This is a genomic window from Klebsiella sp. GG_Kp175, from assembly GCF_040062325.1.
Classification (GTDB): domain Bacteria; phylum Pseudomonadota; class Gammaproteobacteria; order Enterobacterales; family Enterobacteriaceae; genus Klebsiella; species Klebsiella quasipneumoniae.
Window position 1 is genome coordinate 113,021 of the sequence record NZ_JBEAFX010000006.1, and the last position, 26,578, is coordinate 139,598.

A 26,578-nucleotide genomic window follows, 5' to 3' on the forward strand; every position below is an offset into this window, starting at 1 on the left:
CGCCTAAAGTTAATCAATCGATTGATTAATTTTTAAGAGCGCGATGACCAGTAAAGGCGAACAGGCAAAAAGTCAGCTTATCGCGGCCGCTATCGCCCAGTTTGGCGAGTACGGCCAGCACGCCACCACCCGCGACATCGCCGCCCAGGCCGGGCAGAATATCGCCGCTATCACCTACTATTTTGGCTCGAAAGACGACCTGTATCTCGCCTGCGGCCAGTGGATCGCCGATTTTATCGGTGACAATTTTCGCCCGCACGCCGAAGCGGCGGAGGCCCTGCTCGCCGGAGAGTCGCCGGATCGCCAGGCGATCCGCGCCCTTATCCTCAGCGCCTGCCATAACATGATCCTGCTGCTGACCCAGGAGGATACGGTCAACTTGAGCAAATTTATTTCCCGGGAACAGCTGGCGCCCACCGCCGCGTACCATCTGATCCACCAGCAGGTGATCGCCCCCCTGCACCACTATCTCACCCGGCTAATCGCCGCCTGGACCGGCCGCGATGCCGGTGATACGCAAATGATCCTTCATACCCACGCCCTGCTGGGCGAGGTGCTCGCTTTCCGTCTCGGGCGTGAAACTATCCTGCTGCGCACCGGCTGGACGCAGTTTGACGCGCAAAAAACCGAACAGATTTTTGAGGTCATTACCTGTCATATCGATTTCATCCTGCATGGGTTATCGCAAAGGAGTTTGGGCTGATGAAAAAACCCGTCGTCGTCATTCTGCTGATCGTGATTCTTCTCGCCGCGCTGGGCGGCGGCTGGTGGTGGTACCAGAGCAGCCGGCAGCAGCCGCTGACCCTGTATGGCAATGTCGATATCCGCACCGTCAATATGAGCTTCCGCGTCGGCGGCAGGCTGGCCTCGCTGACCGTCGACGAAGGCGACAGCATCCGCGCCGGGCAAACCCTCGGCGCGCTTGACCGAGCTCCCTATGAAAACGCCCTGCTGCAGGCGCAGGCCAACGTCTCCACCGCCCAGGCGCAGTATGACCTGATGATGGCCGGCTACCGCTCGGAAGAGATTGCCCAGGCCGCGGCGGCGGTAAATCAGGCGCAGGCCGCTTACGACTACGCGCAAAACTTTTATCAGCGCCAGCTGGGTTTACGCGCCAGCAGCGCCATTTCCGCCAACGATCTGGAGAACGCCCGCTCCTCGCGCGACCAGGCGCAGGCAACGCTGAAGTCAGCGCAGGATAAACTGCGTCAATACCGCGCCGGCAACCGTCCGCAGGAGATAGCCCAGGCCAAAGCCAGCCTCGAACAGGCGCAGGCAGCGCTGGCGCAGGCCAAACTGGACCTGCACGATACGGTGCTGACCGCCCCTTCCGACGGCACGCTGATGACCCGCGCCGTCGAGCCCGGCACCATGCTCAACGCCGGCAGCACGGTGCTGACGCTGTCATTAACCCATCCGGTATGGGTCCGGGCCTACGTTGATGAGACAAACCTCGGCCAGGCGCAGCCGGGACAAGAGGTGTTGCTCTATACCGACAGCCGGCCGGATAAGCCCTATCACGGCAAAATCGGCTTTGTCTCGCCAAGCGCTGAATTCACGCCGAAGACCGTTGAAACGCCGGATCTGCGTACCGACCTCGTTTATCGTCTGCGTATTGTGGTGACCGATGCCGACGGCGCCCTGCGCCAGGGGATGCCGGTGACCGTCTCCTTTAACCACGGGAACGGACATGAGTGAGGCCGTCATCGCCTTAAACGGCCTGAGCCGCCGTTTCCCCGGGATGGACAGGCCAGCGGTGGCACCGCTGACCTGTACGATCCGCGCCGGCTACGTCACCGGGCTGGTAGGCCCCGACGGCGCAGGGAAAACCACCCTGATGCGGATGCTCGCCGGGTTGCTCAAGCCTGATGAGGGCAGCGCCAGGGTGATCGGCTTTGATCCGCTAAAAGACGACAGCGCTCTGCACGCGGTGCTCGGCTATATGCCGCAGAAGTTCGGCCTGTATGAAGATCTGACGGTGATGGAAAACCTGACCCTGTACGCCGACCTGCGCAGCGTCACCGGCGAGGCACGGAAGAAAATTTTCGACCGCCTGCTGGATTTTACCGCCCTTGGCCCGTTCACCGAACGGCTGGCGGGCAAGCTCTCCGGCGGTATGAAGCAAAAACTGGGGCTCGCCTGTACCCTTGTGGGTGACCCGAAGGTGCTGCTGCTGGATGAACCCGGCGTCGGCGTCGACCCGATCTCCCGCCGCGAGCTATGGCAGATGGTGCACGAGCTGGCCGGCGACGGCATGTTGATCCTGTGGAGCACCTCTTATCTCGATGAAGCCGAGCAGTGTCGCGATGTGCTGCTGATGAACGAAGGCAAATTGCTTTATCAAGGAGAGCCGACGGCCCTGACGCAAACTATGGCCGGGCGCAGCTTTCTGGTCTCCAGCCCGCAGGAGAACAACCGCCGCCTGCTGCAGCGGGCGCTGAAGCTGCCGCAGGTTAGCGACGGCGTGATTCAGGGCAAATCGGTGCGTCTGATCCTGAAAAAGGAGGCCCGCATCGATGAGGTTCAGGAACATGACGATATGCCGCCGCTGCAGGTGGCCGACACCGCGCCGCGCTTTGAAGACGCCTTTATCGACCTGCTTGGCGGCGCCGGCACCGCCGAATCGCCGCTGGGGGCGATTATCCATCGCGTTGACGGCAGTAAAGACGAAACGGTGATTGAGGCGCAGTCGCTGACGAAAAAATTTGGCGATTTCGCCGCCACCGACCACGTCGATTTCCAGGTCAAGCGCGGCGAGATCTTCGGCCTGCTCGGCCCCAACGGCGCCGGGAAATCCACCACCTTCAAAATGATGTGCGGCCTGCTGGTGCCCACCTCCGGCAAAGCGCTGGTGCTGGGGATGGATCTTAAGGTCAGCTCCGGCAAGGCGCGTCAGCATCTGGGATATATGGCGCAAAAATTTTCGCTGTACGGCAACCTCAGCGTCGAGCAGAACCTGCGCTTTTTCTCCGGCGTCTACGGCCTGCGCGGCCGGGCGCAAAATGACAAAATCGCCCGCATGAGCGATGCCTTCGGTCTGAACAGCATTGCCCGCCACGCCGCCGACGAGCTGCCGCTCGGCTATAAGCAGCGGCTGGCGTTGGCCTGCTCGCTGATGCATGAGCCCGACATTCTGTTTCTCGACGAACCCACCTCCGGGGTCGATCCCCTCACTCGTCGCGAGTTCTGGCTGCATATTAACAGCATGGTGGATAAAGGGGTGACGGTGATGGTCACCACTCACTTTATGGATGAGGCGGAGTATTGCGACCGCATTGGGCTGGTCTATCACGGCAAGCTTATCGCCAGCGGCACCCCGGACGCGCTGAAGGCCCAGGCGGCGAATGACAACCAGACGGACCCGACCATGGAGCAGGCGTTTATTACCCTGATTAACCGTTGGGATAAGGAGAATGGCCATGAGCAGTAACCTTCTCTCCTGGCGACGGGTCCGCGCCCTGTGCGTGAAAGAGACCCGGCAGATCGTCCGCGATCCCAGCAGCTGGCTGATTGCGGTGGTGATCCCGCTATTGCTGCTGTTTATCTTCGGCTACGGCATTAACCTCGACTCCAGCAAGCTGCGGGTGGGGGTTCTGCTGGAGCAGCAGAGCGAAGAGGCGCTGGATTTCGTCCATACCATGACCGGCTCACCCTACATCGACGCCACCGTCAGCGATAATCGCCAGCAGTTAATTCAGCTGATGCAGGCCGGTCGTATCCGCGCCATGGTGGTCATTCCGGTGGACTTCGACCGCCAGATGGCCCGCCCCGGCGCCAGCGCGCCGCTCCAGCTCATCACCGACGGCAGCGAACCCAATACCGCTAACTTCGCCCAGGGCTACGTGGAGGGGATCTGGCAGATCTGGCAGCAGCAGCGGGCGGAAGATCGCGGCGAGACCTTTGAACCGCTGATCGACGTGCAGATGCGCTACTGGTTTAACCCGGCGGCTATCAGCCAGCACTTTATTATCCCCGGGGCGATCACCATTATCATGACCGTAGTCGGCGCGATACTGACCTCGCTGGTGGTGGCGCGGGAATGGGAGCGCGGCACCATGGAGGCGCTACTGTCGACGGAGATCACCCGCGCCGAACTGCTGCTGTGCAAGCTCATTCCCTACTACTTCCTCGGCATGCTGGCGATGCTGCTGTGTATGCTGGTGTCAGTATTTATTCTCGGCGTGCCCTATCGCGGTTCGCTGCCGATCCTGTTTGTCATCACCAGTCTGTTTTTGCTCAGCACCCTGGGGATGGGGCTGCTTATCTCAACCATTACCCGCAACCAGTTTAACGCCGCGCAGGTGGCGCTGAACGCCGCGTTTTTACCGTCGATTATGCTGTCCGGGTTTATTTTCCAGATAGATAGTATGCCGGCGGTGATCCGCGCCGTGACCTACGTGATCCCGGCGCGCTATTTCGTCAACACCCTGCAAAGCCTGTTTCTGGCGGGCAATATTCCAGTGGTACTGCTGGTGAATGTGCTGTTTTTGATTGCTTCGGCGGTGATGTTTATCGGTCTGACATGGTTGAAAACCAAGCGGCGTCTGGATTAGGTTTTGCCCGGTGGCGCTGTGCTGACCGGGCCTACGGTTTAACCAACATCGATTATACGGTTCGCCGATCCTCCCAGGCCGGGCAAACGCAGTGCCGCCCGGCGTTGTTGAATGGGCCAAAGGAGCTACTATGTTTCACCGTTTATGGACATTGATTCGCAAAGAGCTGCAGTCGCTGCTGCGCGAACCACAGACGCGGGCAATTTTAATCATGCCGGTGCTGATTCAGGTGCTGCTGTTTCCCTTTGCCGCGACGCTGGAGGTGACCAACGCCACCATCGCCATCTACAACGAAGACAGCGGTCGCCACGCGGTGGAACTCACTCAGCGCTTCGCCCGCGCCAAAGCCTTTACCCACGTCCTGCTGCTGAAAAGCCCGCAGGCGATCCAGCCGACCATCGATGAACAAAAAGCCCTGCTGGTGGTGCGCTTCCCGGCGGATTTCTCTCGCAACCTCGACAACTATCAAACCGCCCCGCTGCAGCTCCTGCTCGACGGGCGCAACTCCAACAGCGCGCAAATCGCCGCCAACTATCTGCAACAGGTCGTGAAAAATTATCAGCAGGAACTGCTGGAGGACAAAGCGAAGCCGAACAACAGCGAACTGGTGGTGCGCAACTGGTATAACCCGAATCTCGACTACAAATGGTTCGTGGTGCCGTCGCTCATCGCCATGATCACCACCATCGGAGTGATGATCGTCACCTCGCTGTCGGTGGCCCGCGAGCGCGAGCAGGGCACCCTCGATCAGCTGCTGGTCTCGCCCCTCGCCACCTGGCAAATCTTTGTCGGTAAAGCGGTACCGGCGCTGATCGTCGCCACCCTGCAGGCGACTATCGTGCTGGCGATTGGTATCTGGGCCTATCAGATCCCGTTTGCCGGCTCGCTGCTGCTGTTCTATTTCACCATGGTGATTTACGGTCTGTCGCTGGTGGGATTTGGCTTATTGATCTCATCGCTATGTTCAACGCAACAGCAGGCGTTTATTGGCGTGTTCGTCTTTATGATGCCGGCGATTCTTCTCTCCGGCTATGTTTCACCGGTGGAAAACATGCCGCAGTGGCTGCAGGATCTGACGTGGATAAACCCGATCCGCCACTTTACCGATATCACCAAGCAAATTTATTTGAAGGATGCGAGTCTGGAGATTGTGTGGGGAAGTTTGTGGCCGCTACTGGTCATAGCGGCCACCACCGGCTCAGCGGCGTATGCGATGTTCCGAAGAAAGATTGCGTAATACCCGTCATCGTTCAAACTACAACGGCGTTGGCTTTCCTTACTCACCCCAGTCGCATAGTTATCTATGCTTCTGGGGATTCGCTGCGTTGCCGCCTTGTTGTAGCCCGAACGCTTTAGGGTAACGGCTCTTATCTTTCGCCAGCAGCGAGACCACCGCCGGGCCTGCCAGTATCACCAGCCCGGCGAGGGCCAGCAGCAGGTTGTTGTGCAGCACGCGCGACAGCAGCCACAGCGCTATCATGGCGGCGCCGAAGTACCAGGTGGTGGTGAGCTCCTCAAGGAAGTCTCCCACATCGCGCCAGCGCGCCTCGTGGTGACGCTGCAGAAACAGCATCGCCAGCAGCGTGACGCTGTAGAGGACGCACAGCCCTAATCCGACGCGCACCAGCGCGCCGCTCATCCATCCCATCACCAGCACTGCCACGACCAGTAGATGCAACATAATCTGCCAGCAACTAAGACCTGTTGCGACGCGTACACGTTGTTGCCACTTCATGGCTTCTCTCCTGAAGGATTTTTCTCTGCTACTCAGAGTACCGCACTTTACGGAAAATTCCGTATCACCGCATCTTTTTGTGACGTCTACTACACTATTTTATTCAGGAAAGTGACATTTACTGGAGAATTATGGCTGAGCCAACGTCGGGATTTTCGTTGAACGTGCTGACAATTAACACCCATAAAGGCTTTACGGCGTTTAATCGGCGTTTTATTTTGCCCGAGCTGCGCGAAGCCGTTCGCAGCGTCAGCGCTGACATAGTTTGCCTGCAGGAAGTGATGGGCGCTCACGAAGTTCACCCGCTGCATATCGAAAACTGGCCAGATAAGACCCATTACGAATTTCTTGCCGACACCATGTGGAGCGACTACGCCTACGGGCGCAACGCGGTCTATCCGGAAGGTCACCACGGGAATGCCGTGCTGTCGCGCTTTCCGATTGAATACTATGAAAATCGCGATATCTCGGTCGGCAACGGGGAGAAACGCGGCCTGCTGTACTGCCGCATCGTACCGCCGCAGAGCGGCGTTACGATTCACGTCATTTGCGTCCATCTCGGACTGCGTGCCGACCAGCGGCAGGCGCAGCTGGCGATGCTGGCGGAGTGGGTCAATACCCTACCCGCCGGCGAGCCGGTGGTGGTGGCCGGAGATTTTAACGACTGGCGTCAGCAGGCTAACCAGCCGTTAAAGGTCCAGGCAGGGCTGGAAGAGATCTTTACCCGCGCCCGCGGACGGCCGGCGCGCACCTTTCCGGTCAGTTTTCCGCTGCTGCGCCTCGATCGCATTTACGTCAAGAACGCCCACGCCAGCCGCCCGAAGGCGCTGGCCCTCAAACAGTGGCGGCATCTGTCCGATCATGCACCCCTTAGCGTGGAGATTCATTTGTGAAATGTCGTTGGCAGGAAGGCAACCGCATTACGCTACTGGAGAACGGCGACCAGTATTACCCGGCGCTGTTTGCGGCCATCGGTCGCGCCAGCCGGCGGGTGATCCTCGAATCCTTTATCTGGTTTGAAGATGAGGTCGGCTGGCGGCTGCACGCGGTTCTGCTGAAGGCAGCCCGCCGCGGCATCCAGGTGGAAGTGCTGCTTGACGGCTACGGCTCGCCGGATCTTAGCGATGAGTTTGTCGGTGAACTGACCGCCGCGGGGGTGATTTTCCGCTATTACGACCCGCGCCCTAAGCTGATGGGAATGCGTACCAACCTGTTCCGTCGCATGCACCGTAAAATCGTGGTGATCGACGACACCACCGCCTTTGTCGGCGGCATCAACTACTCCGCCGAACATATGAGCGACTATGGCCCGGAGGCCAAACAGGATTACACGGTGCAGGTCGAAGGGCCGGTGGTGCTCGATATTCTGCAGTTCGAACTGGAGAATCTGCCCAACAGCGAAACCGCCCGCCGCTGGTGGCGCCGTCGTCGCCATCAGCCGGAGATCAACCAGACCCCCGGCGAGGCGCAGGCGCTGTTCGTCTGGCGCGATAACCAGGATCACCGCGACGATATCGAACGCCACTACCTGAAGATGCTGACCAGCGCCCGCCGGGAGGTGATAATCGCGAACGCCTATTTTTTCCCCGGCTACCGTCTGTTGCATGCGATGCGCAATGCCGCGCGGCGCGGGGTGCGGGTGAAGCTGATCGTCCAGGGCGAACCGGATATTCCGATTGTGAAGTTCGGCGCCCACCTGCTCTACCACTACCTCGTCAAAGGCGGCGTGCAGATCTACGAATATCGCCGCCGTCCGCTGCATGGCAAAGTCGCCCTCGCGGACGACCACTGGGCCACCGTCGGGTCGAGCAACCTCGATCCGCTCAGCCTGTCGTTGAATCTGGAAGCCAATCTGATCATCCACGACCGGGTGTTTAACCAGACGCTGCGCGATAATCTTAACGGGCTTATCGCCCGGGATTGTCAGCGGATCGATAAAACGATGCTGCCGAAACGCAACTGGTGGCGGCTGGGGGTGAGCGTGATGGCCTTCCACTTTCTGCGCCACTTTCCGGCGTGGGTCGGCTGGCTGCCGGCCCATACTCCGCGGCTGGCCAGGGTCAGCCCGCCGGTGCAGCCGGAGATTGAAACTCAGGATCGCGTCGAGTCACCTACCAGGGATAATCCACTATGAGCAAATCGCACCCTCGCTGGCGGATGGCAAAAAGAGTGCTGACCGTACTCTTTTTTATCGCCGTGATCGTCCTGCTGGTGATTTACGCGCAGAAGGTCGACTGGCAGGAAGTATGGAAGGTGATCCGCGGCTATGATCGGCTGGCCTTGTTCAGCGCCATTGCGCTGGTCATCGTCAGCTATCTGATCTACGGCTGCTACGATCTGCTTGGCCGGGCCTATTGTGGGCATAAGCTGGCGAAACGCCAGGTGATGCTGGTGTCGTTTATCTGCTATGCCTTCAACCTGACCCTCAGCACCTGGGTCGGCGGCATCGGCATGCGCTACCGGTTGTACTCGCGGCTGGGGCTCAACGGCGGCACCATCACCCGTATTTTTTCATTAAGCATCACCACCAACTGGCTGGGCTATATCCTGCTCGGTGGGGTGATATTTACAGCGGATCTGGTGAAGCTGCCGCCGCACTGGTACATCAGTCAGACCACTCTGCGCATTATCGGCGGAGTGATGCTGTTTCTCACGCTGTGCTATCTGTTTGGCTGCGCCTTCGCCAAACGCCGTCACCTGACGATCAAAGGTCAGCGGCTGGTGCTGCCCTCCTGGCGATTCGCGCTGCTGCAGATGGGGGTCTCGGCGGCGAACTGGATGGCGATGGGGGCGATCATCTGGCTGCTGTTGGGCAGCGAGATTAACTATTTCCTTGTATTGGGGGTACTGCTGGTGAGCAGTATCGCCGGGGTGATTATCCACATTCCGGCCGGGATTGGCGTGCTGGAGGCGGTGTTCATCGCCATGCTCTCCGGGGAAGAGATTTCGAAGGGAGCGATCATCGCCGCTCTCCTCGCCTGGCGCGCGCTCTATTATTTCCTGCCGCTGCTGCTGGCGACGGTGGCCTATTTGCTGCTGGAGAGTCGGGCGAAAAAGTTGCGGCAAAAGAACCAGCGCAAGCTGGCCCGCGAATGAAATCGCCCGGCGGCGCTGCGCTTGCGCGGGCCTACGGGATCTGAGCCTGTGAAAGGATCCTGTAGGCCGGGTAAGGCGCAGCCGCCACCCGGCAATACCACGGGTACCGTGCCTGACGTCTCGCCCGGCGGCGCTGCGCTTGCGCGGACCAACGGGGTCTGAGCCTGTGAGAGGAGCCTGTAGGCCGGGTAAGGCGCAGCCGCCACCCGGCAATACCACGGGTACCGTGCCTGACGTCTCGCCCGGCGGCGCTGCGCTTGCCGGGCGGTAGGGGATGCAACCTTTTGATATAAACAGGTTAGCGGCGGTTGCCCATAATACGCAACAGCATCAGGAACAGGTTGATGAAATCCAGATACAGCGTTAAGGCGCCGAGGATCGAGTATTTACGCAGATTGGCGCTGTCGCGGGTATCAATCTGCTCGCCGATGTTTTTCAGCTTCTGGGTGTCGTAGGCGGTCAGGCCGACAAACAGCACCACCCCGATGTAGGTCACGGCCCACATCAGCGCCTCGCTCTTCAGCCACAGGTTAACCAGCGACGCCAACACGATGCCAATCAGCCCCATAAACAGCATGCTGCCGAAGCCGCTCAGGTCGCGCTTGGTGGTGTAGCCGTACAGACTCATCGCCCCGAACATCCCGCCGGTGACCACAAAGGTGCTGGCGATGGAGGAGTAGGTGTAGGCGATAAAAATGCTCGACAGCGTCAACCCGGTGAGCGCCGAATAGAGCATAAACAGGGTGGTCGCCATCCCGGGGCTCAGCCGGTGCACCATCCCCGACAGCACAAACACCAGCGCCAGCTGGGCGATGATCAGCCCGAAAAAGGTGATTTTGCTCGAAAAGACGAACATCATCACCGCCGGGGTATTCGCCGCAAACCACGCGATAAACGCCGTCAGCAGCAGGCCGACCGTCATCCAGCCGTACACCTGCGCCATATAAGTCTGCAGGCCGCTGCGGCCCTGCACTATTGAATCGGAACGCGGATATCTGTCCATGACTCTCTCCTGATTAACAAAGTTTCACTCTGTAAGCGTATCACACTACCAGCGCTCTGCCGCCTGACGATCGCTGTCGCGGGCATCGACCCAGCGCTCGCCCTCCGGTGTCGCCTCGCGTTTCCAGAACGGCGCGCGGGTTTTCAGGTAGTCCATCATAAACTCGCCGGCGGCGAAGGCGCTGCCGCGGTGGGCGCTGGTGACGCCGACAAACACAATCTCTTCCCCCGGCCACATTTCGCCGATGCGATGGATAATGGTCACCCGGCCCAGCGGCCAGCGCTCGCGCGCCTGGTCGACAATCTCCGCCAGCGATTTCTCGGTCATCCCCGGATAGTGCTCAAGAGTCAGCGCTTTCACGCTGTCGCCGAGGTTGTGATTGCGCACTTTGCCGGTGAAGGTAACCACCGCGCCGTCTTCATCGCGTTCGGCCAGCCAGAGATACTCCTCGCCAACGCTAAAGCGCGCCGGGCTAACGACGATACGAGTTTGCGTCATGTCAGCCCCCGGTGACCGGTGGGAAGAACGCCACTTCATCCCCGCTGGCGACAGGATGGTCAAAGGCGGTCAGCGTCTGGTTAACCGCCGCCAGCAGCTTGCCCTCCTCCAGGGCCAGCGCCCAGCGATCGCCGCGAGCGGCAAGCTGCTGACGCACAGCCTCAACGGTGGCCAGCTCGCTGGCGTCGAGAGTCAGCGAATCAGTCCCCACCAGCTCGCGCACCTGGGCAAAAAACAGAACCTTAATCATGGCGTTCGTCCACCTTAAAATCGCCGGACTTGCCGCCGCTTTTCGCCAGCAGGCGCACCGGGCCAATCACCATATCCTTCTGCACCGCCTTGCACATATCGTAAATGGTCAGCGCGGCAACCGAGGCGGCGGTAAGGGCTTCCATCTCGACGCCGGTTTTGCCGGTCAGGCGGCAGAGCGATTCGATGCGCACCCGGTTATGTTCCGGCTGCGCCTGCAAATTGACTTCCACTTTGCTGAGCATCAGCGGATGACACAGCGGGATCAGCTCCCAGGTGCGCTTGGCCGCCTGGATCCCGGCGATCCTCGCCGTGGCGAAAACGTCGCCTTTATGATGGCTGCCGTCGATAATCATCGCCAGGGTTGTCGCCTGCATCTCGACATAAGCCTCGGCGCGCGCTTCGCGTACCGTTTCCGCTTTGCCGGAGACATCCACCATATGGGCTTCGCCCGCGGCGTTAATATGGGTCAGTTGTGACATACATTATTTCTTCAGGTGAGGAATAAAATTACAAGGACGGGTGCGGGCATCCAGCTGCGGGGCAATGATGTTGTCCCACGCCGTGCGGCAGGCTTTCGTCGAGCCCGGCATAGCGAAGATCAGCGTGTGGTTAGCGACGCCGGCCACGGCCCGGGACTGCAGCGTCGAGGTGCCGATCTCTTCGAACGACAGCATGCGGAACACTTCGCCAAAACCTTCCACCTCACGGTCAAACAGCGGCAGCAGCGCTTCCGGCGCCTGGTCCCCTTCGGTGAACCCGGTCCCGCCGGTGATCAGCACCACCTGAACCTCATCGCTGGCGATCCACACCGATACCTGGGCGCGGATGGCGTAGCGGTTCTCTTTGACTATCGCCTTATCGACGACATGGTGCCCCGCCTCCTGCGCCGCCTCACGCAGCCAGTGGCCGGAAGTGTCGTCCGCTTCGCCGCGACGACTGGAAACGGTAAGAATAGCAATACGGGTCGGAATAAACTCAGCGCTAGCCTGGCTCATCTGAATGCTCCTTTCGAAAACGATTATCCGCCAATATAGGACAGGTTCTGCGTAATACCGGTGTTGCCCTGATGCAGGAAATGGGTCTGCTTTTTATGGGTTAAGGCTTCGGCGATCCGCGCTTCCAGCGCGGCCTGCTGCCGATCATCGGCCATCAGGTCGCGCAGGTCGACGCCGCCTTCGCCAAACAGGCACAGGTGCAATTTGCCGACGGAGGAGACGCGCAGACGGTTGCAGGTGGCGCAGAAGTCTTTTTCGTACGGCATGATGAGGCCGATCTCGCCGGCGTAGTCCGGATGACAAAAGACCTGCGCCGGACCATCGCTGCGCTGGCGGATCTGGTGGATCCAGCCGCGACGCAGCAGCTCGTCGCGCAACACCATGCCGGAGAGATGGTGACGGCGGAACAGGTCGCTGCCCTCGCCGGTTTCCATCAGCTCAATAAAACGCAGCTGAATACGACGCGGCTGGATCCAGGCGAGGAAGGTATCAAGCTGATGATGATTAACATCGCGCATCAGTACGGTATTCACCTTCACCTTGTCAAAGCCCGCGGCGAAGGCGGCGTCAATCCCGTCCATCACCTGGTGGAATTTATCCTGGCCGGTGATGGCATGGAACTGGCGGGCGTCGAGGCTATCGACGCTGACGTTGATCGCCGTCAGCCCGGCATCGCGCCAGCGTTCGACATCGCGCGCCAGGCGATAACCGTTAGTGGTGACGGCAATCTGACGGATCGCCGGGTTTTCACGCACGGCGGCGATGATCTCGGTGAAGTCACGGCGCAGGGAGGGTTCCCCACCGGTGAGGCGAACTTTTTCAGTGCCTAGCGCGGAGAAAGCGCGCGTGACCCGGCGCACTTCGTCTACGCTAAGAAAGCCGTTGTTATTGACGGCGCCGGGCTTGTAGCCATCCGGCAGGCAGTAGGTGCAACGGAAATTGCACACATCGGTAATCGACAGACGCAGGTAATAAAACTTACGCGCGAATGCATCGGTAAGCTGTGAGGCCATATACACCTTTCCAAATACGGGAGACGCGGTCATTTCTTCCCACGCCCTGGCGACAACCGGCGGCGTCGCGGCCAAACCGCCATATCTTTTGACACAGGCGAAGAGGCTAGAGTGTTAACAGGTTATGCCGATAGTAGCGCGTTCTAGGCGGTTTCGCCATTTGCGATTTCGCTATATATTCTTGTATATATCGCTACCTTCGTGCATTTTCGCTACAGAATAGCCATAAATCATCTTTTTGCCTTGATATCGGTCAGTTTGTCGGGCTCCTCCCATCGTCTTTTAGGGGTAGATCGGGTAGTGTGTGGCCGTTTATGTGAAATAAGGAATTTCTATGCGCAATCGTACATTCGCTGACCTGGATCGGGTGGTGGCGCTCGGCGGCGGGCATGGTCTGGGTCGGGTAATGTCCTCCCTGTCCTCGCTGGGCTCACGGCTGACTGGCATTGTGACCACCACCGACAACGGGGGATCCACCGGGCGGATCCGCCGCTCGGAAGGCGGCATTGCCTGGGGCGATATGCGCAACTGCATCAATCAGTTAATCGCCGAGCCGAGCGTGGCGTCGGCGATGTTTGAGTACCGTTTTAGCGGCAATGGCGAGCTTTCCGGCCATAACCTGGGAAATCTGATGTTAAAGGCGCTGGATCACCTCAGCGTGCGGCCGTTGGAAGCGATCAATTTGATCAGAAACCTGCTCAAAGTGGACGCTTTTCTTATTCCGATGTCGGAACAACCGGTGGATTTGATGGCGCTCGATCATGAAGGCCATGAAGTTTACGGTGAAGTCAATATCGATCAGCTCGATAGCGTGCCGCAGGAGCTGATGCTCACCCCGCCGGTACCGGCCACCCGTGAGGCGGTGGAGGCCATCGCCGAAGCCGATCTGATCCTTATCGGCCCGGGCAGTTTCTATACCAGCCTGCTGCCAATCCTGCTGCTTGACGAGATGGCCCAGGCGCTGCGTCGCACTCCGGCGCCGATGGTGTTTATCGATAACCTCGGCAAAGAGCACAGCCCGGCCGCGAGGCTGTCGCTGGCGGAGCGCATCGCAATTATGGAGCGCTATGTGGGCAAGCGGGTGGTGGATGCGGTTATCGCCGGCCCAAAAGCCGATATCAGCGGCATCGACAACAGGCTGGTGATTCAGACGCCGCTGGAGGCCAGCGACGTTCCCTATCGCCATGACCGGGCGCTGCTGCGCGGGGCGCTGGAGAAAGCGCTCCAGCTGCCGGGCTGATCCTGCGCGCCGGAGGATCGGCTTTCGGCGCACCTTAAAATCTTAAGGTTGTCTTAAAACAGAGCTGGCATTATACCCATATCTCTTTCTGTAGGTAGGTGTTATGTCTTTATTGCCTCTGCGTCGGCCCGTTCTCAGCCGCACAACGTATCTGATTCTCTTTGCTTGCTATATCGGTATCTTTCTCAACCTGGCTTTTTATCGCCAGGTTTTCCCGCTACTGCCGGTAAATAGCCTGCATAACTGGCTGGTATTCCTCAGTATGCCAATCGTGGCCATTTGCGTGATGAATATCCTCACCACCCTCGCCTCGTTCCTGAAGCTGGACCGGCTGGTGATTAGCCTTTTTATTCTACTCAGCGCTTCGGCTCAGTACTTTATCTGGTCCTTCGGCGTGGTGATTGACCGTTCGATGATCGCCAATATCTTCGATACCACCCCGGCGGAAAGCTTCGCTCTGCTGTCGACGAAAATGGTCATCGTGCTTGGAGTTTCCGGCCTGTTGATGGTTCTGGTGGCCTGGTGGATTAAAGTTCGTAAACCTGCCTCTTTCTGGCGCGGCGTGGCGATGCGTCTGCTCAATATCGCCGTTTCGGCACTACTGATAATTCTGGTGGCCGCGCTGTTCTACAAAGATTACGCCTCGGTGTTCCGTAACAACAAAGAGCTGGTGAAATCCCTGAGCCCCTCCAACAGCATTGTGGCGCTGAACTCCTGGTATGCGCACCATCGCATGGACAACCTGCCGCTGGTGAAGATTGGCGAAGATGCCACGCAGAAACCGGTGATGCATAACGCTCCCCGTAAGAACCTGACGATTGTGGTGCTCGGCGAGACTTCGCGAGCGGATAACTTCTCACTGGGCGGCTACGATCGGGAGACTAACCCGCGCCTGCAACAGGACAACGTGGTGTACTTCCCGAAAACCACCTCCTGCGGCACAGCAACTGCGGTTTCCGTGCCCTGCATGTTCTCCAATATGCCGCGCGCGCGCTATGACGAAGAGCTGGCCCATCACCAGGAAGGCGTCCTGGATATTCTGCAGCGCGCCGGCATCCAGGTGCTGTGGAACGACAACGATGGCGGCTGCAAGGGGGCATGCGATCGGGTACCGCATCAGAACGTGACCGATCTGAAGCTAACCGGACAGTGCATCGACGGCGAGTGCTACGACGAAGTGCTGTTCCATAATCTCGACAGCTATATCGATAACCTGCAACAGGATGGCATTATCGTACTGCATACCATCGGCAGCCACGGCCCAACCTATTACAATCGCTATCCGGCTGAGTTCAAAAAATTCACCCCAACCTGCGATACCAATGAAATCCAAAGTTGTACGCAACAACAGTTGACCAATACCTACGATAACACCATTCTGTATGTCGACTATGTCGTTGATAAAGCGATAAAACTACTGCAATCTAAACAGGACAAATTCACCACTAGCCTGGTTTATTTGTCCGACCACGGCGAATCGCTGGGCGAAAATAGCGTCTATTTGCATGGTCTGCCGTACTCCATTGCGCCGGATACGCAAAAGCACGTGCCCATGCTGCTGTGGCTGTCGCCGGATTACCAGCAACGTTACGGTGTTTCCAGCCAGTGTTTGCAACAACAGGCTAAGACGAAGGATTATTCACAAGATAATCTGTTCTCCACCCTGCTCGGCCTGCTCGGCGTCAGCACCCACGAGTACCAGGCGGCAGATGATATTTTAACGCCATGTAGAGAGGCTGGTTGATGAAAATCTTAGTCATTGAAGACGATGCGCTGCTGTTGCAGGGGTTGATACTGGCGATGCAAAGTGAAGGATACGTGTGCGACGGCGTCTCCACGGCGCACGAAGCGGCGCTGTCGCTGGCCAGCAATCACTACAGCCTGATCGTACTCGACCTCGGCCTGCCGGACGAAGACGGCCTGCATTTTCTCGCCCGTATGCGGCGGGAGAAAATGACCCAGCCGGTGCTGATCCTCACCGCCCGCGATACCCTTGAGGATCGCATTAGCGGTCTCGACACCGGCGCGGATGACTATCTGGTGAAACCCTTTGCCCTGGAAGAGCTAAACGCGCGCATCCGCGCCCTGCTCCGTCGGCATAATAATCAGGGCGATAACGAAATCAGCGTCGGCGATCTACGCCTCAACGTCACCCGCCGCCAGGTGTGGCTTGGTGAGACGGCGCTGGATCTGACGCCGAAGGAGTATGCCCTGCTGTCGCGGCTGATGATGAAAGCCGGCAGCCCGGTACATCGTGAGATCCTCTACAACGATATCTACAGCTGGGACAATGAGCCAGCGACCAATACCCTGGAAGTGCATATCCATAACCTGCGCGATAAGATTGGCAAATCGCGGATCCGCACCGTCAGGGGCTTCGGCTATATGCTGGCTAACCATATCGATACGGAATAGACCATGGCTCTGTTTGCAACCGAAAACTGGACCATGCGTCACCGGCTGCTGTTGACCATCGGCGCCATTCTGGTGGTCTGCCAGCTGATCAGCGTCTTCTGGCTATGGCATGAGAGCAAAGAGCAGATCCAGCTGCTGGTGGCCAGCGCCATCGAAGGGCACAACAACCAGAAGCATGTGGAGCATGAGGTTCGGGAAGCGGTCGCCAGCCTGCTGGTGCCGAGCCTGCTGATCGTGGGTCTGGCGCTGTATATCAGCATGCTGGCGGTACGCAAAATCACCCGCCCGCTCTCACGTCTGCAAAGCGAGCTGGAGAGTCGTACCCCGGACAACCTCACCCCCATCGTGCTCAGCGAATCGGTGCCCGAGGTGACGGCGGTGACCACCGCCCTGAATCAGCTGGTTTCCCGCCTCAATCTGACTCTCGATCGCGAACGGCTGTTTACCGCCGACGTAGCGCACGAGCTGCGCACCCCGCTGGCCGGGCTGCGGCTGCACCTTGAGCTGCTGGCGAAAGTGCACGGCATGGGCGTCGACCCGCTGATCCAGCGGCTCGACCAGATGACCACCAGCATTTCGCAGCTGCTGCAGCTGGCGCGCGTCGGTCAGTCCTTTTCCGCCGGCAGCTATCAGCAGGTGCTGCTGCTGGATGACGTGGTCAAACCGCTGCAGGATGAGCTGGAGACCATGCTGGCCGAGCGCCAGCAACGGCTGCTGCTGACGGATGTCGAAAGCGAGGCCGTCGTCTCTGGCGACGCGACGCTCATCCGCGTCATTCTGCGCAATCTGGTGGAGAATGCCCATCGCTACAGCCCGCAAGGGTCGACGATCCGCGTGTCGGTGAAAGCGGGTCTGATGCCGGTGATGGCAGTGGAAGATGAAGGACCGGGAATTGATGAGGCGAAAAGCGGCGAACTCAGTAAGGCCTTCGTGCGCATGGACAGTCGCTACGGCGGTATAGGGCTAGGACTGAGCATCGTCACGCGCATCGCTCAGCTGCATGACGCCCAGTTCTTTTTACATAACCGCCAGCCGGGGCCAGGGGTCCGCGCGTGGGTGTTATTCCCGCGGCGCGCGGGTCAGAACGTCAGCACCCACTGATGGAAGAAGGCAACAATAATGACCAGGGCGGTGGCGACCGCCAGATATTCACGGAAGTTGATTTTTTGCATGGGCGCTATCCTCATCAGGTTGAGGATAGTGTCGCCTGGCGAGATTAAGCAAACATTAAGAAGGCCGCTTTGCGGCCTTTTTTCTTCACCGCGAATGGTTATCTGGCTGCGGAACAGGGCGATAAGGGCCACGCCTTGTCTGCTTCCCGCACGTCCACCTCCCGGCAGTACACGCCGGCACTCAGGAGGCGGCGATAAACAGTTCGCGTAGCTGATGCAGCTGGTCGCGAATTTGCGCCGCCTCTTCGAACTCGAGGTTCTGCGCGTGCTGCATCATCTGCCCTTCCAGCTCGTGGATTTTCTGCTGCAGCGCTTTTGGCGTCATATCCACGCCGCTGAGCCCGGCAGGCTCGACGGCCTTCGCTTTACCGCGCCCTTTGGCTTTGGTTTTCGCCAGGCTCTGGCCCAGCTGCAGGATATCCACCACTTTCTTGTTGAGCCCCTGCGGCACAATGCCGTGCTCTTCGTTATAGCGCTGCTGTTTCTCCCGTCGACGCTCCGTCTCGCCGATGGCTTTCGCCATCGAGGGGGTGATCTTATCGCCGTACAGGATAGCCTTGCCGTTGACGTTGCGCGCCGCGCGGCCGATGGTCTGGATCAGCGAGCGTTCGGAGCGCAGGAAGCCCTCTTTGTCTGCATCCAGGATCGCCACCAGCGACACCTCCGGCATATCCAGCCCCTCACGCAGCAGGTTGATCCCCACCAGCACGTCAAACTCGCCAAGACGCAGGTCGCGGATAATCTCCATACGTTCGACGGTGTCGATATCCGAGTGCAGATAGCGCACCCGCTCGCCGTGCTCCTCAAGGTACTCGGTTAAGTCTTCCGCCATCCGCTTGGTGAGGGTAGTGACCAGCACGCGCTCGTTGATGGCCGTGCGCAGGCGGATCTCCGACAGCAGATCGTCGACCTGGGTCGCCACCGGCCGCACTTCGATGATCGGATCCAGCAGACCGGTCGGCCGCACCACCTGATCCACCACCTCGCCGCCGGATTTATCCAGCTCGTAGGCGCCGGGGGTGGCCGACACGTAGATGGTTTGCGGCGCCAGCGCTTCGAATTCTTCAAACTTCATCGGCCGGTTATCCAGCGCCGACGGCAGGCGGAAGCCGTACTCCACCAGCGTCTCTTTGCGCGCCCGGTCGCCGCGGTACATACCGCCGATCTGCGGCACCGTGACGTGAGATTCGTCAATCACCAGCAGGCCGTCTGCCGGCAGGTAGTCGAACAGGGTGGGCGGCGGCTCGCCGGGGCCGCGCCCGGAGAGGAAGCGCGAGTAGTTTTCAATGCCCGAGCAGTAGCCCAGCTCGTTCATCATTTCGAGGTCGAACTGGGTGCGCTGGGTTAAGCGCTGCTCTTCCAGCAGCTTGTTGTTGGCCAGCAGCACCTTGCGCCGCTCCGCCAGTTCCAGCTTAATCTCTTCCATCGCCTGGACAATGCGCTCCCGCGGCGTCACGTAGTGGGTCTTGGGATAAATGGTGTAGCGCGGCACCGACGATTCCACATGGCCGGTGAGCGGGTCGAACAGCGACAGGCGCTCAACTTCTTCGTCAAACAGCTCAATGCGCAGGGCGATATCGTCCGATTCCGCCGGGAATACGTCGATCACCTCGCCGCGCACCCGGAAGGTGCCGCGCTGGAAGGCCTGATCGTTGCGGGTATACTGCAGTTCGGCCAGGCGGCGCAGGATCGCCCGCTGGTCAATCAGCATCCCCACCGTCAGATGCAACATCATTTTCAGATACAGGTCCGGGTCGCCGAGGCCGTAAATAGCCGAGACAGAGGCCACCACCACCACATCGCGCCGCTCAAGCAGCGCTTTGGTGGCCGACAGGCGCATCTGCTCGATATGTTCGTTTACCGAGGCATCTTTCTCAATGAAGGTATCTGAGCTGGGGACATAGGCTTCCGGCTGATAGTAATCGTAGTAGGAGACGAAATACTCGACGGCATTCTCCGGGAAAAACTCTTTCATCTCGCCGTAGAGCTGGGCCGCCAGAGTTTTGTTTGGCGCCAGCACCATCGTCGGCCGCTGCAGATCGGCAATCACGTTGGCGATGGTAAAGGTCTTACCGGAGCCGGTGACCCCCAGCAGCGTTTGATGCGCGAGCCCATCCTCCAGCCCCTCTTCCAGGCGGCGGATGGCTTCCGGTTGGTCTCCGGAGGGGCGAAAGGCGGAATGCAGAACAAACGATTTACTCATCAATCAGAACCTGAAAAAGATTTAGCGGCCGGTGTTTAATTCTACCCCCCGGGCCGTTTTTTGCCAATAAATTATACTGGATATTTAAACAGTGCGTGCTTATGATAGCGCCACAATATGGCCTTTTTTGCCGGTAAGCAGGGTATAAAACGCGCGCCGGGCGGAATAATCCTCCGGCCGTCAGGGTTATCCCCAGAAATTTTTACCTTTTAACATTTGTCAAGCGGACGGGTGAAAGTTTTATGGCAGCAGATGACGCTTTTCTTACACCCATTGATTTTATCTAACAAGCTGATATTTAATGTTTTTAAAGAAAAGACGCCTTTCGCGCCAATTCAGCCGCAAGCCGCGTACGCTCTAGCTTACCGCAGGTTTTCTAACTCTAATACACAAGGTTATCCACAGGAATAGTGGATAACTGTCTGTAGCCCAAGACCGCCGCCGCCCGGCGCAAATCGTCTGGCGGCCTAAATCACGTGGCGAAAAATTTTTATCGAACTATTTTTGATAACTATCCGCTTAAAGCCGCTCGATTTTTGCTGCTTTTTGCACCACCCTTTAGCGTCGGGCACCGGAAAAGTGCAGCCCCGGCGCTGGCTGTGCCTGATGGTATCGGCATTTAGCGTTTTTTTCCGAGCGTTCTTTTTCCTGGCAAGAGTTTTGCAGCATCTTTCTGTCGCCCTGACGCCAGGATAAGGAGAAAACGTCCATGTTGAATTTACAGGCAGTAAATCACTTTTACGGCAACCAGCATTCGCTGTGGAATGTCGATCTTGAACTACGCCCGGGGGAGTGCATTGGCGTACTGGGACGCGAGGGCATGGGAAAAACCACCCTGGTTAACTGCATTGCCGGGCACCTGCCGGTGGCCAGCGGCCGGATGACCTGGCATGACATTGGCGCCCCGCCGCAGGATCTCACGCCCCTGTCGGCCCAGTCGCGCAGCGCCATCGGTATCGGCTATGTGCCGCAGGATAAACGCATCTTTTCGCAGCTCAGCGTGGAAGAGAATCTGCATATTGCCCTCGCAGCCGGGAAACCCGGGGCTAACGCCAGCGGCGGCGAGATCTATGAACATTTTCCCGAACTCTATGCCCTACGGCAGCGCAAAGGCGCCTCGCTGAGCGACGACGATCAGTACCAGCTGGCGCTGGCCAGGGCGCTGATTGTCCAGCCACGGCTGCTGATCCTTGATGAACCCTCGCGCGGCAGAGGGCCGCGCTGTCTGCAAAAGCTGGCGGATCTGCTGCTGCGGTTGAATCGCGATATCGGCCTGACGGTGCTGCTCGCCGAGCAGCACCTGCCCTTTATCCGCCGGGTAGCGGATCGTTTCTGTGTTTTGCACCGGGGCCGTAACGTCGCCGAAGGCGATATTATGGCGCTGGATGAACCGCTGCTGGCGCAGTGGATGACGCCGGATCCAGCGCCCTGAGATCCAGATACTGGCCGAGATCGTCGCGCTGCGCGATATCGGCAAGCCACGGTATTTCGCCGAGGAACGGCGCGGCCAGCCGGTTTTTCAGCGTCGCCAGATACTCGGCGTGGCGCTTGCCCGGCGGCTGCACGTCATTGGCGATCCACCCCGCGAGCGGCAACCCTGCCTGGCGTACCGCCTGGGCGGTAAGCATCGCGTGATTGATGCAGCCGAGCTTGACGCCCACCACCAGAATCACCGGCAGCTGCTCCGCCTGCGCCCAGTCGGCAAAGGTCAGGGTTTCCGACAGCGGCGTAAACCAGCCGCCGGCCCCTTCCACCAGCACCCAGTCGGCGAGGCGTTCTAACTCGCGCAGCCCGCTGGAGAGCCTCGCCGCGGCGATCGGCCGCCCTTCGTCGGCGCTGATGATGTGCGGTGAGGTCGGCTCGGCGAAGGTATACGGGTTAACCTGTTCATAGCGCAGCGCGACCCGGCTATGACGCTGCAGCGCCAGGGCGTCTTCATTACGCAGCCCTGCGGCGGTAAGCTCGCTGCCGGAAGCCACCGGCTTGTAGCCAGCGGTATGAAAACCCAGCTGATTCGCTGCCTGCAGCAGGGCGCTGCTGGCGATGGTTTTCCCGACTTCAGTATCGGTCCCGGTGACAAAAAAACGTTTAGTCACGCTCAATGACTCCTGTAAAAAGAGAATACGTCAGCGGGCAGACGCCCTGCCGCTGCGGCCAGGCCAGCTGTAGCTCGCGCAGTTTGCCGCGGCCAAGCGGGGCTGATGCCCGCCCCTGGTGCAAATGGGTGGCGCCGATGCCCTTCAGCGATCGCATGGCGCTCAGCGCGTCGGCGAACGGCAGGCTAATCTGATGCACCTCGCCGGACGCCCGCAGGCCGCTCAGCGCCGCGCGCACCGCCGCTTCGCTGAGAAAACGGTTGGCATGCGGCCGGTCGTCGATGGCCTGCCACGCCTGATTGAGCTCCGGCAGCGAGTCGGCCAGCAGCGTGCTAAACGCCACCCTGCCGCCGGGGCGCACCACCCGGTACAGCTCGCCAAGGGCGGCGCGCAGATCGTCGCACCACTGCACCGCCAGATTGCTCCACGCCAGATCGACGCAGGCGTCCGGCAGCGGCAGCGCCTCAATGTCGCCCAGCAGGTAATACTGAGCGGCGTCGTTACGCTGCGCCTGGGCCAGCATCCCGGGGGAGAGATCCAGCGCGGTCACCACGCTGCCCGCCTCACGCCAGCGGCGGCTCATGCCGCCGGGGCCGCAGCCAGCATCCAGCACCCGGGGAAAATCGCGACGCGCCAGCTGGCGCAGCAGCAATTCCGCGCTGCGCCGCTGCAGTTCATCATGTTGCGAATAGCCGCCGGCCGCCCGGCCAAACGCCGCGGCCACCGCCTGCTTATTCACCGTGGCCATGCAGCACCTCCAGTAAACGGTTAATGTCCTCAGCCTGATGGACGGCGGTCAGGGTCAGGCGCAGACGAGCGCTGCCGACCGGCACCGTCGGTGGACGGATCGCCGTCGTCCAGCAGCCCGCGTCGCGCAGACGTGCGGCCAGGCTCAGCGCCCGGCCGTTATCGCCGACGATCAGCGGCTGGATCGCGCTGACGGAGTCGGTCAAACCCAGCGACGTCTCGCCCATCCCCTTGCGGAACTGACGGATGCGGGCGGCCAGGATGTCGCGACGCTGCTGTCCTTCATTGCTGCGAATCACCCGTAGCGCGGCGCTCAGCGCCACCGCCTGGGCGGGCGGCATCGCGGTGCTATAGATCAAATGACGGGCAAACTGCAGCAGATAATCGGCCATTGCTTCGTCGCACAGCACCGCCGCGCCGCTGACGCCGAAGGCCTTGCCGAAGGTAACCACCAGCAGCTCAGGGCGCACCGCCTGCGCGGCGCAGCTCCCGCGTCCTTCGTCGCCGACCACGCCGACGCCGTGGGCGTCATCCACCAGCAACAATGCCCCTGCTGCCTGCGCCGCGGCGTGAATGGCCGCCAGCGGCGCGCTGTCGCCATCCATGCTGAAAATGCCTTCAGTGACCGCCAATTGTTCGCCCGCCAGCGGCTTAGCCAGCAGTTGCGCGAGCTGCTGCGGATCGTTGTGGGCGAAACGGCGTAGCTGCGCCGGGCTGAGGCTTGCCGCCTCCAGCAGGGAGGCGTGGCTCAGGCGGTCGGCCACGATCCGATCCTCTTTATCCGCCAGGGCGGCGATCAGCGCCTGATTGGCGGCAAAGCCGGAGATAAACAGCAACGCGCGCGGATAGCCCAGCCAGTCGGCAAGTTCCTCTTCCAGCGCGCGGTGGGCCTCGTTATAGCCGGTTACGTGTCCCGAACCGCCGGAACCGACGCCATAACGTTCCGCCCCCTGCTGCCAGGCGGCGATAATCGCCGGATGCTGGCTCAGGCCAAGATAGTCATTGCTGGAGAAGTTAAGCCAGCGCTCCCCTTCCCGCGCCAGCCAGCGCCCGGCGCCGTGCGTCACCGGCAGGCGGCGGCGAAGAGCATCCGCCGCTCGTCGCTCGTCCAGCGCCCGATCGATTCGCTGCTGCCAGCTCATAGCACCGCCGCGTTGTAATATTCCTCAGTGTCCGGGGTGAGTAAGGCCTGCTCCAGGCGCTGCTGCTGCTCATTATCACCTTCCAGCACCGCCGTCTGCTGCGGGTTGATCCCCAGCTTGCGGAACAGTTGCAGGTCTTTATCTTCTTCCGGATTAGGCGTCGTCAGCAGTTTGCAGCCATAGAAAATCGAGTTCGCCCCGGCCATAAAGCACATCGCCTGGGTCTGCTCGTTCATCTGCTCGCGGCCGGCGGAGAGACGCACGTAAGAGGTGGGCATCATGATGCGCGCGATGGCGATAGTGCGAATAAAATCGAAAGCGTCGACATCGTCGTTATCCGCCAGCGGCGTACCTTTGACCTTCACCAACATGTTGATCGGTACGCTTTCCGGCGGCGTGGGCAGGTTAGCCAACTGCAGCAGCAGGCCGGCGCGGTCTTTCACGGTCTCCCCCAGCCCGACGATACCGCCGGAGCAGACTTTGATCCCGGCGTCACGCACTTTGTCCAGGGTATCCAGGCGCTCCTGGTAGGTGCGGGTGGTGATGATGTTGCCGTAAAATTCCGGCGAGGTATCGAGGTTGTGGTTGTAGTAATCGAGGCCCGCCTCGGCCAGGCGCTGCGCCTGGCTGTCGGTCAGAGTGCCAAGCGTCATGCACGACTCCAGCCCCAGGGCCTTCACCCCTTTCACCATCTGCTCCAGATACGGCATATCGCGGTCATTGGGGTTTTTCCACGCCGCGCCCATGCAGAAGCGGGTCGAGCCGGCGTTTTTCGCCTGACGCGCTGATTCCAGCACCTGCTCGACTTCCATCAGGCGCTCGGTTTCGAGCCCGGTTTTATAGCGCGCGCTCTGCGGACAATATTTACAATCTTCCGGGCAGGCGCCGGTTTTGATCGACAGCAGGGTGCTGACCTGCACCTGGCGCGGATCAAAGTGTTGCCGGTGGATTTGCTGCGCTTCGAATAACAGATCGATGAGTGGTTTATTAAATAATTCATTTACTTGCGACATTGTCCAACGTACGTGGTGAGCCATTGGCCTCTCCAAAGGGTTTTGTTAATTTACGGTTCGGTTTATACTCGTAAACCTAAATGTTTTCAAAATGGTTTACAAGTCGCTTATGACCCTGGACGATCTCGCCTTCGATCGGCGCCACATCTGGCACCCCTACACCTCTATGACTTCCCCCCTGCCGGTCTACCCGGTGGTTTCCGCCCACGGTTGCGAGCTGTCCCTCGCCGGCGGCGAACAGTTGGTTGACGGTATGTCCTCCTGGTGGGCGGCAATCCACGGCTACAATCACCCGCGCCTGAATGCGGCGATGAAAGCGCAAATCGACCAGATGTCGCACGTCATGTTCGGCGGGATTACCCATCCGTCGGCGGTGGCGCTCTGTCGCCAACTGGTGGCGATGACGCCGGAATCGCTGGAGTGCGTTTTCCTCGCCGATTCCGGTTCGGTGGCGGTAGAAGTGGCGATGAAAATGGCGCTGCAGTACTGGCAGGCGAAAAGCCAACCGCGTCGACGTTTCCTGACCTTCCGCAATGGCTATCACGGCGATACCTTCGGCGCGATGTCGGTCTGCGATCCGCAGAACTCGATGCACAGCCTGTGGCAGGGCTATCTGCCGGATAACCTGTTCGCCCCCGCGCCGCAGAGCCGCTTTGACGGCGAGTGGGATGAAATGGATATGGTGCCCTTTGCCCGCCTGATGGCCGCGCACCGTCACGACATCGCCGCGGTGATCCTCGAACCGATCGTACAGGGCGCGGGCGGGATGCGGATGTACCATCCGGAGTGGCTGAAGCGGGTGCGTAAAATGTGCGACCGGGAAGGGATACTGCTGATCGCCGATGAGATTGCCACCGGCTTTGGCCGCACCGGCAAGCTGTTCGCCTGTGAACACGCCGGGATTACCGCCAACATACTATGTCTGGGCAAGGCGTTGACCGGCGGCACCATGACCCTCTCCGCCGCGCTGACCACCCGCGAGGTGGCGGAAACCATCAGCAACGGTGAAGCTGGCTGCTTTATGCACGGCCCGACCTTTATGGGCAACCCGCTGGCCTGCGCGGTGGCCAGCGAAAGCCTGCGCCTGCTGGAGAGCGGCGAATGGCAGCGGCAGGTGGCGGCGATTGAAGCCCAGCTGCTGGCCGAGCTGGCGCCGGCGCGGGGATCCGCCCTGGTCGCCGATATCCGCGTGCTGGGCGCTATTGGCGTGGTTGAAACCCGTCGCCCGGTCAATATGGCTGCCCTGCAGCGCTTTTTCGTCGAGCAGGGGGTATGGATCCGCCCGTTTGGCCGCCTGATCTATTTGATGCCGCCGTACATCATCGCGCCTGACCAGCTGTCCCGCCTGACCCGCGCCGTTAACCTGGCGGTGCAGGACGAAACATTTTTTAGCGAATAAATAGCG

26 protein-coding genes, 1 pseudogene and 1 riboswitch are annotated in these 26,578 nt (G+C 59.9%); of the genes and pseudogenes, 15 read left to right on the plus strand and 12 right to left on the minus strand.

What is annotated here, in order from left to right; all coding sequences use genetic code 11:
• The first annotated feature begins 28 nt into the window (after positions 1–28).
• The 5 genes from cecR (at position 29) to ABLU73_RS12885 (ending at position 5,790) form a co-directional block, all read left to right on the plus strand.
• Entirely contained in the window at positions 29–703 is a 675-nt protein-coding gene (gene cecR / locus ABLU73_RS12865; RefSeq protein ID WP_085956527.1) for a transcriptional regulator CecR, read from the plus strand.
• A complete protein-coding gene (gene hlyD / locus ABLU73_RS12870) occupies positions 703–1,698 on the plus strand; it encodes a secretion protein HlyD (RefSeq protein ID WP_048294415.1) in 996 nt (331 codons plus the stop codon). The genes cecR and hlyD overlap by 1 nt, the downstream gene beginning before the upstream one ends.
• Positions 1,691–3,430: an ATP-binding cassette domain-containing protein gene (locus ABLU73_RS12875; protein WP_348850236.1), complete on the plus strand. Its 1,740-nt coding sequence runs from the start codon at positions 1,691–1,693 to the stop codon at positions 3,428–3,430. Before hlyD ends, ABLU73_RS12875 begins: the two co-directional genes overlap by 8 nt.
• Entirely contained in the window at positions 3,420–4,553 is a 1,134-nt protein-coding gene (locus ABLU73_RS12880) for an ABC transporter permease (protein WP_004886164.1), read from the plus strand. The genes ABLU73_RS12875 and ABLU73_RS12880 overlap by 11 nt, the downstream gene beginning before the upstream one ends.
• Positions 4,554–4,683: 130 nt before the next feature.
• Entirely contained in the window at positions 4,684–5,790 is a 1,107-nt protein-coding gene (locus ABLU73_RS12885; RefSeq protein WP_004886162.1) for an ABC transporter permease, read from the plus strand.
• A 60-nt stretch (positions 5,791–5,850) separates the two neighbouring features.
• Here ABLU73_RS12885 and ABLU73_RS12890 read toward each other — a convergent pair whose 3' ends face one another.
• Positions 5,851–6,288: a YbhQ family protein gene (locus tag ABLU73_RS12890; protein ID WP_004176793.1), complete on the minus strand. Its 438-nt coding sequence runs from the start codon at positions 6,286–6,288 to the stop codon at positions 5,851–5,853.
• A 131-nt stretch (positions 6,289–6,419) separates the two neighbouring features.
• Between ABLU73_RS12890 and ABLU73_RS12895 the strand changes: the two genes are divergently transcribed.
• The 3 genes from ABLU73_RS12895 to ABLU73_RS12905 are packed head-to-tail and all read left to right on the plus strand — an operon-like array spanning position 6,420 to position 9,384.
• On the plus strand, positions 6,420–7,181 hold the full coding sequence (locus tag ABLU73_RS12895; RefSeq protein ID WP_017900168.1) for an endonuclease/exonuclease/phosphatase family protein: 762 nt from the start codon (positions 6,420–6,422) through the stop codon (positions 7,179–7,181).
• Entirely contained in the window at positions 7,178–8,422 is a 1,245-nt protein-coding gene (gene clsB, locus ABLU73_RS12900) for a cardiolipin synthase ClsB (RefSeq protein WP_004886156.1), read from the plus strand. The genes ABLU73_RS12895 and clsB overlap by 4 nt, the downstream gene beginning before the upstream one ends.
• Positions 8,419–9,384 carry a YbhN family protein gene (locus tag ABLU73_RS12905; RefSeq protein ID WP_017900169.1) on the plus strand — a complete coding sequence of 322 codons (966 nt, stop codon included), beginning with the start codon at positions 8,419–8,421 and terminating at the stop codon, positions 9,382–9,384. Before clsB ends, ABLU73_RS12905 begins: the two co-directional genes overlap by 4 nt.
• Positions 9,385–9,682: 298 nt before the next feature.
• On the opposite strand, the gene ABLU73_RS12910 is transcribed toward ABLU73_RS12905, so the two are convergent.
• The 6 genes from ABLU73_RS12910 to moaA form a co-directional block, all read right to left on the minus strand.
• On the minus strand, positions 9,683–10,387 hold the full coding sequence (locus ABLU73_RS12910; RefSeq protein WP_004886153.1) for a Bax inhibitor-1/YccA family protein: 705 nt from the start codon (positions 10,385–10,387) through the stop codon (positions 9,683–9,685).
• Between the two features lie 45 nt (positions 10,388–10,432).
• On the minus strand, positions 10,433–10,885 hold the full coding sequence (gene moaE, locus ABLU73_RS12915) for a molybdopterin synthase catalytic subunit MoaE (RefSeq protein ID WP_004886150.1): 453 nt from the start codon (positions 10,883–10,885) through the stop codon (positions 10,433–10,435).
• A 1-nt stretch (position 10,886) separates the two neighbouring features.
• On the minus strand, positions 10,887–11,135 hold the full coding sequence (moaD, locus tag ABLU73_RS12920; RefSeq protein WP_004886145.1) for a molybdopterin synthase sulfur carrier subunit: 249 nt from the start codon (positions 11,133–11,135) through the stop codon (positions 10,887–10,889).
• Positions 11,128–11,616, minus strand: coding sequence for a cyclic pyranopterin monophosphate synthase MoaC (moaC, locus tag ABLU73_RS12925; protein WP_004886142.1), 489 nt, complete (start codon positions 11,614–11,616; stop codon positions 11,128–11,130). The genes moaD and moaC overlap by 8 nt, the downstream gene beginning before the upstream one ends.
• A gap of 3 nt (positions 11,617–11,619) precedes the next feature.
• Complete coding sequence (gene moaB / locus ABLU73_RS12930; RefSeq protein ID WP_004886139.1) at positions 11,620–12,132, minus strand: molybdenum cofactor biosynthesis protein B; 513 nt, start codon at positions 12,130–12,132, stop codon at positions 11,620–11,622.
• Positions 12,133–12,155: 23 nt separating this feature from the next.
• Positions 12,156–13,145: a GTP 3',8-cyclase MoaA gene (moaA, locus tag ABLU73_RS12935; protein ID WP_017900173.1), complete on the minus strand. Its 990-nt coding sequence runs from the start codon at positions 13,143–13,145 to the stop codon at positions 12,156–12,158.
• A riboswitch (molybdenum cofactor riboswitch) is annotated at positions 13,133–13,271 on the minus strand. Its footprint overlaps the gene before it by 13 nt.
• Before the next feature lie 208 nt (positions 13,272–13,479).
• Between moaA and yvcK the strand changes: the two genes are divergently transcribed.
• The 4 genes from yvcK to pmrB all read left to right on the plus strand — a co-directional run bounded on the left by yvcK (position 13,480) and on the right by pmrB (position 17,901).
• The gene (yvcK, locus tag ABLU73_RS12940) at positions 13,480–14,385 is read left to right on the plus strand and encodes a uridine diphosphate-N-acetylglucosamine-binding protein YvcK (protein WP_004886135.1); all 906 of its coding nucleotides are present in this window, start codon (positions 13,480–13,482) and stop codon (positions 14,383–14,385) included.
• Between the two features lie 103 nt (positions 14,386–14,488).
• On the plus strand, positions 14,489–16,129 hold the full coding sequence (gene eptA / locus ABLU73_RS12945; RefSeq protein ID WP_264923466.1) for a phosphoethanolamine transferase EptA: 1,641 nt from the start codon (positions 14,489–14,491) through the stop codon (positions 16,127–16,129).
• Positions 16,129–16,800: a two-component system response regulator PmrA gene (gene pmrA, locus ABLU73_RS12950; RefSeq protein WP_004886130.1), complete on the plus strand. Its 672-nt coding sequence runs from the start codon at positions 16,129–16,131 to the stop codon at positions 16,798–16,800. The genes eptA and pmrA overlap by 1 nt, the downstream gene beginning before the upstream one ends.
• A 3-nt stretch (positions 16,801–16,803) precedes the next feature.
• Positions 16,804–17,901, plus strand: coding sequence for a two-component system sensor histidine kinase PmrB (gene pmrB, locus ABLU73_RS12955; RefSeq protein ID WP_023288917.1), 1,098 nt, complete (start codon positions 16,804–16,806; stop codon positions 17,899–17,901).
• 252 nt (positions 17,902–18,153) lie between these two features.
• Here pmrB and uvrB read toward each other — a convergent pair whose 3' ends face one another.
• Positions 18,154–20,175, minus strand: a complete 2,022-nt coding sequence (gene uvrB / locus ABLU73_RS12960; protein ID WP_243827274.1) for an excinuclease ABC subunit UvrB — start codon at positions 20,173–20,175, stop codon at positions 18,154–18,156.
• A gap of 410 nt (positions 20,176–20,585) precedes the next feature.
• Here uvrB and ABLU73_RS12965 point away from each other — a divergent pair.
• Together ABLU73_RS12965 and ABLU73_RS12970 are read left to right on the plus strand one after the other, a co-directional pair.
• Positions 20,586–20,798 (plus strand): annotated as a pseudogene (locus ABLU73_RS12965) (dTDP-4-dehydrorhamnose reductase).
• An 86-nt stretch (positions 20,799–20,884) separates the two neighbouring features.
• Positions 20,885–21,607: an ATP-binding cassette domain-containing protein gene (locus ABLU73_RS12970; RefSeq protein WP_017900923.1), complete on the plus strand. Its 723-nt coding sequence runs from the start codon at positions 20,885–20,887 to the stop codon at positions 21,605–21,607.
• On the opposite strand, the gene bioD is transcribed toward ABLU73_RS12970, so the two are convergent.
• Genes bioD through bioB form a run of 4 tightly spaced genes read right to left on the minus strand, consistent with a single transcriptional unit; the run spans position 21,549 to position 25,197 of the window.
• Positions 21,549–22,271 carry a dethiobiotin synthase gene (gene bioD, locus ABLU73_RS12975; protein ID WP_023320010.1) on the minus strand — a complete coding sequence of 241 codons (723 nt, stop codon included), beginning with the start codon at positions 22,269–22,271 and terminating at the stop codon, positions 21,549–21,551. The genes ABLU73_RS12970 and bioD overlap by 59 nt on opposite strands.
• On the minus strand, positions 22,264–23,019 hold the full coding sequence (gene bioC / locus ABLU73_RS12980; protein ID WP_023320009.1) for a malonyl-ACP O-methyltransferase BioC: 756 nt from the start codon (positions 23,017–23,019) through the stop codon (positions 22,264–22,266). Before bioC ends, bioD begins: the two co-directional genes overlap by 8 nt.
• A complete protein-coding gene (gene bioF, locus ABLU73_RS12985) occupies positions 23,003–24,160 on the minus strand; it encodes an 8-amino-7-oxononanoate synthase (RefSeq protein WP_348850237.1) in 1,158 nt (385 codons plus the stop codon). The genes bioC and bioF overlap by 17 nt, the downstream gene beginning before the upstream one ends.
• Positions 24,157–25,197 carry a biotin synthase BioB gene (gene bioB, locus ABLU73_RS12990; RefSeq protein ID WP_043521800.1) on the minus strand — a complete coding sequence of 347 codons (1,041 nt, stop codon included), beginning with the start codon at positions 25,195–25,197 and terminating at the stop codon, positions 24,157–24,159. Before bioB ends, bioF begins: the two co-directional genes overlap by 4 nt.
• Positions 25,198–25,282: 85 nt before the next feature.
• Here bioB and bioA point away from each other — a divergent pair, with 85 nt between their 5' ends.
• Positions 25,283–26,572, plus strand: a complete 1,290-nt coding sequence (gene bioA / locus ABLU73_RS12995; protein WP_264923484.1) for an adenosylmethionine--8-amino-7-oxononanoate transaminase — start codon at positions 25,283–25,285, stop codon at positions 26,570–26,572.
• Positions 26,573–26,578: the final 6 nt, after the last annotated feature.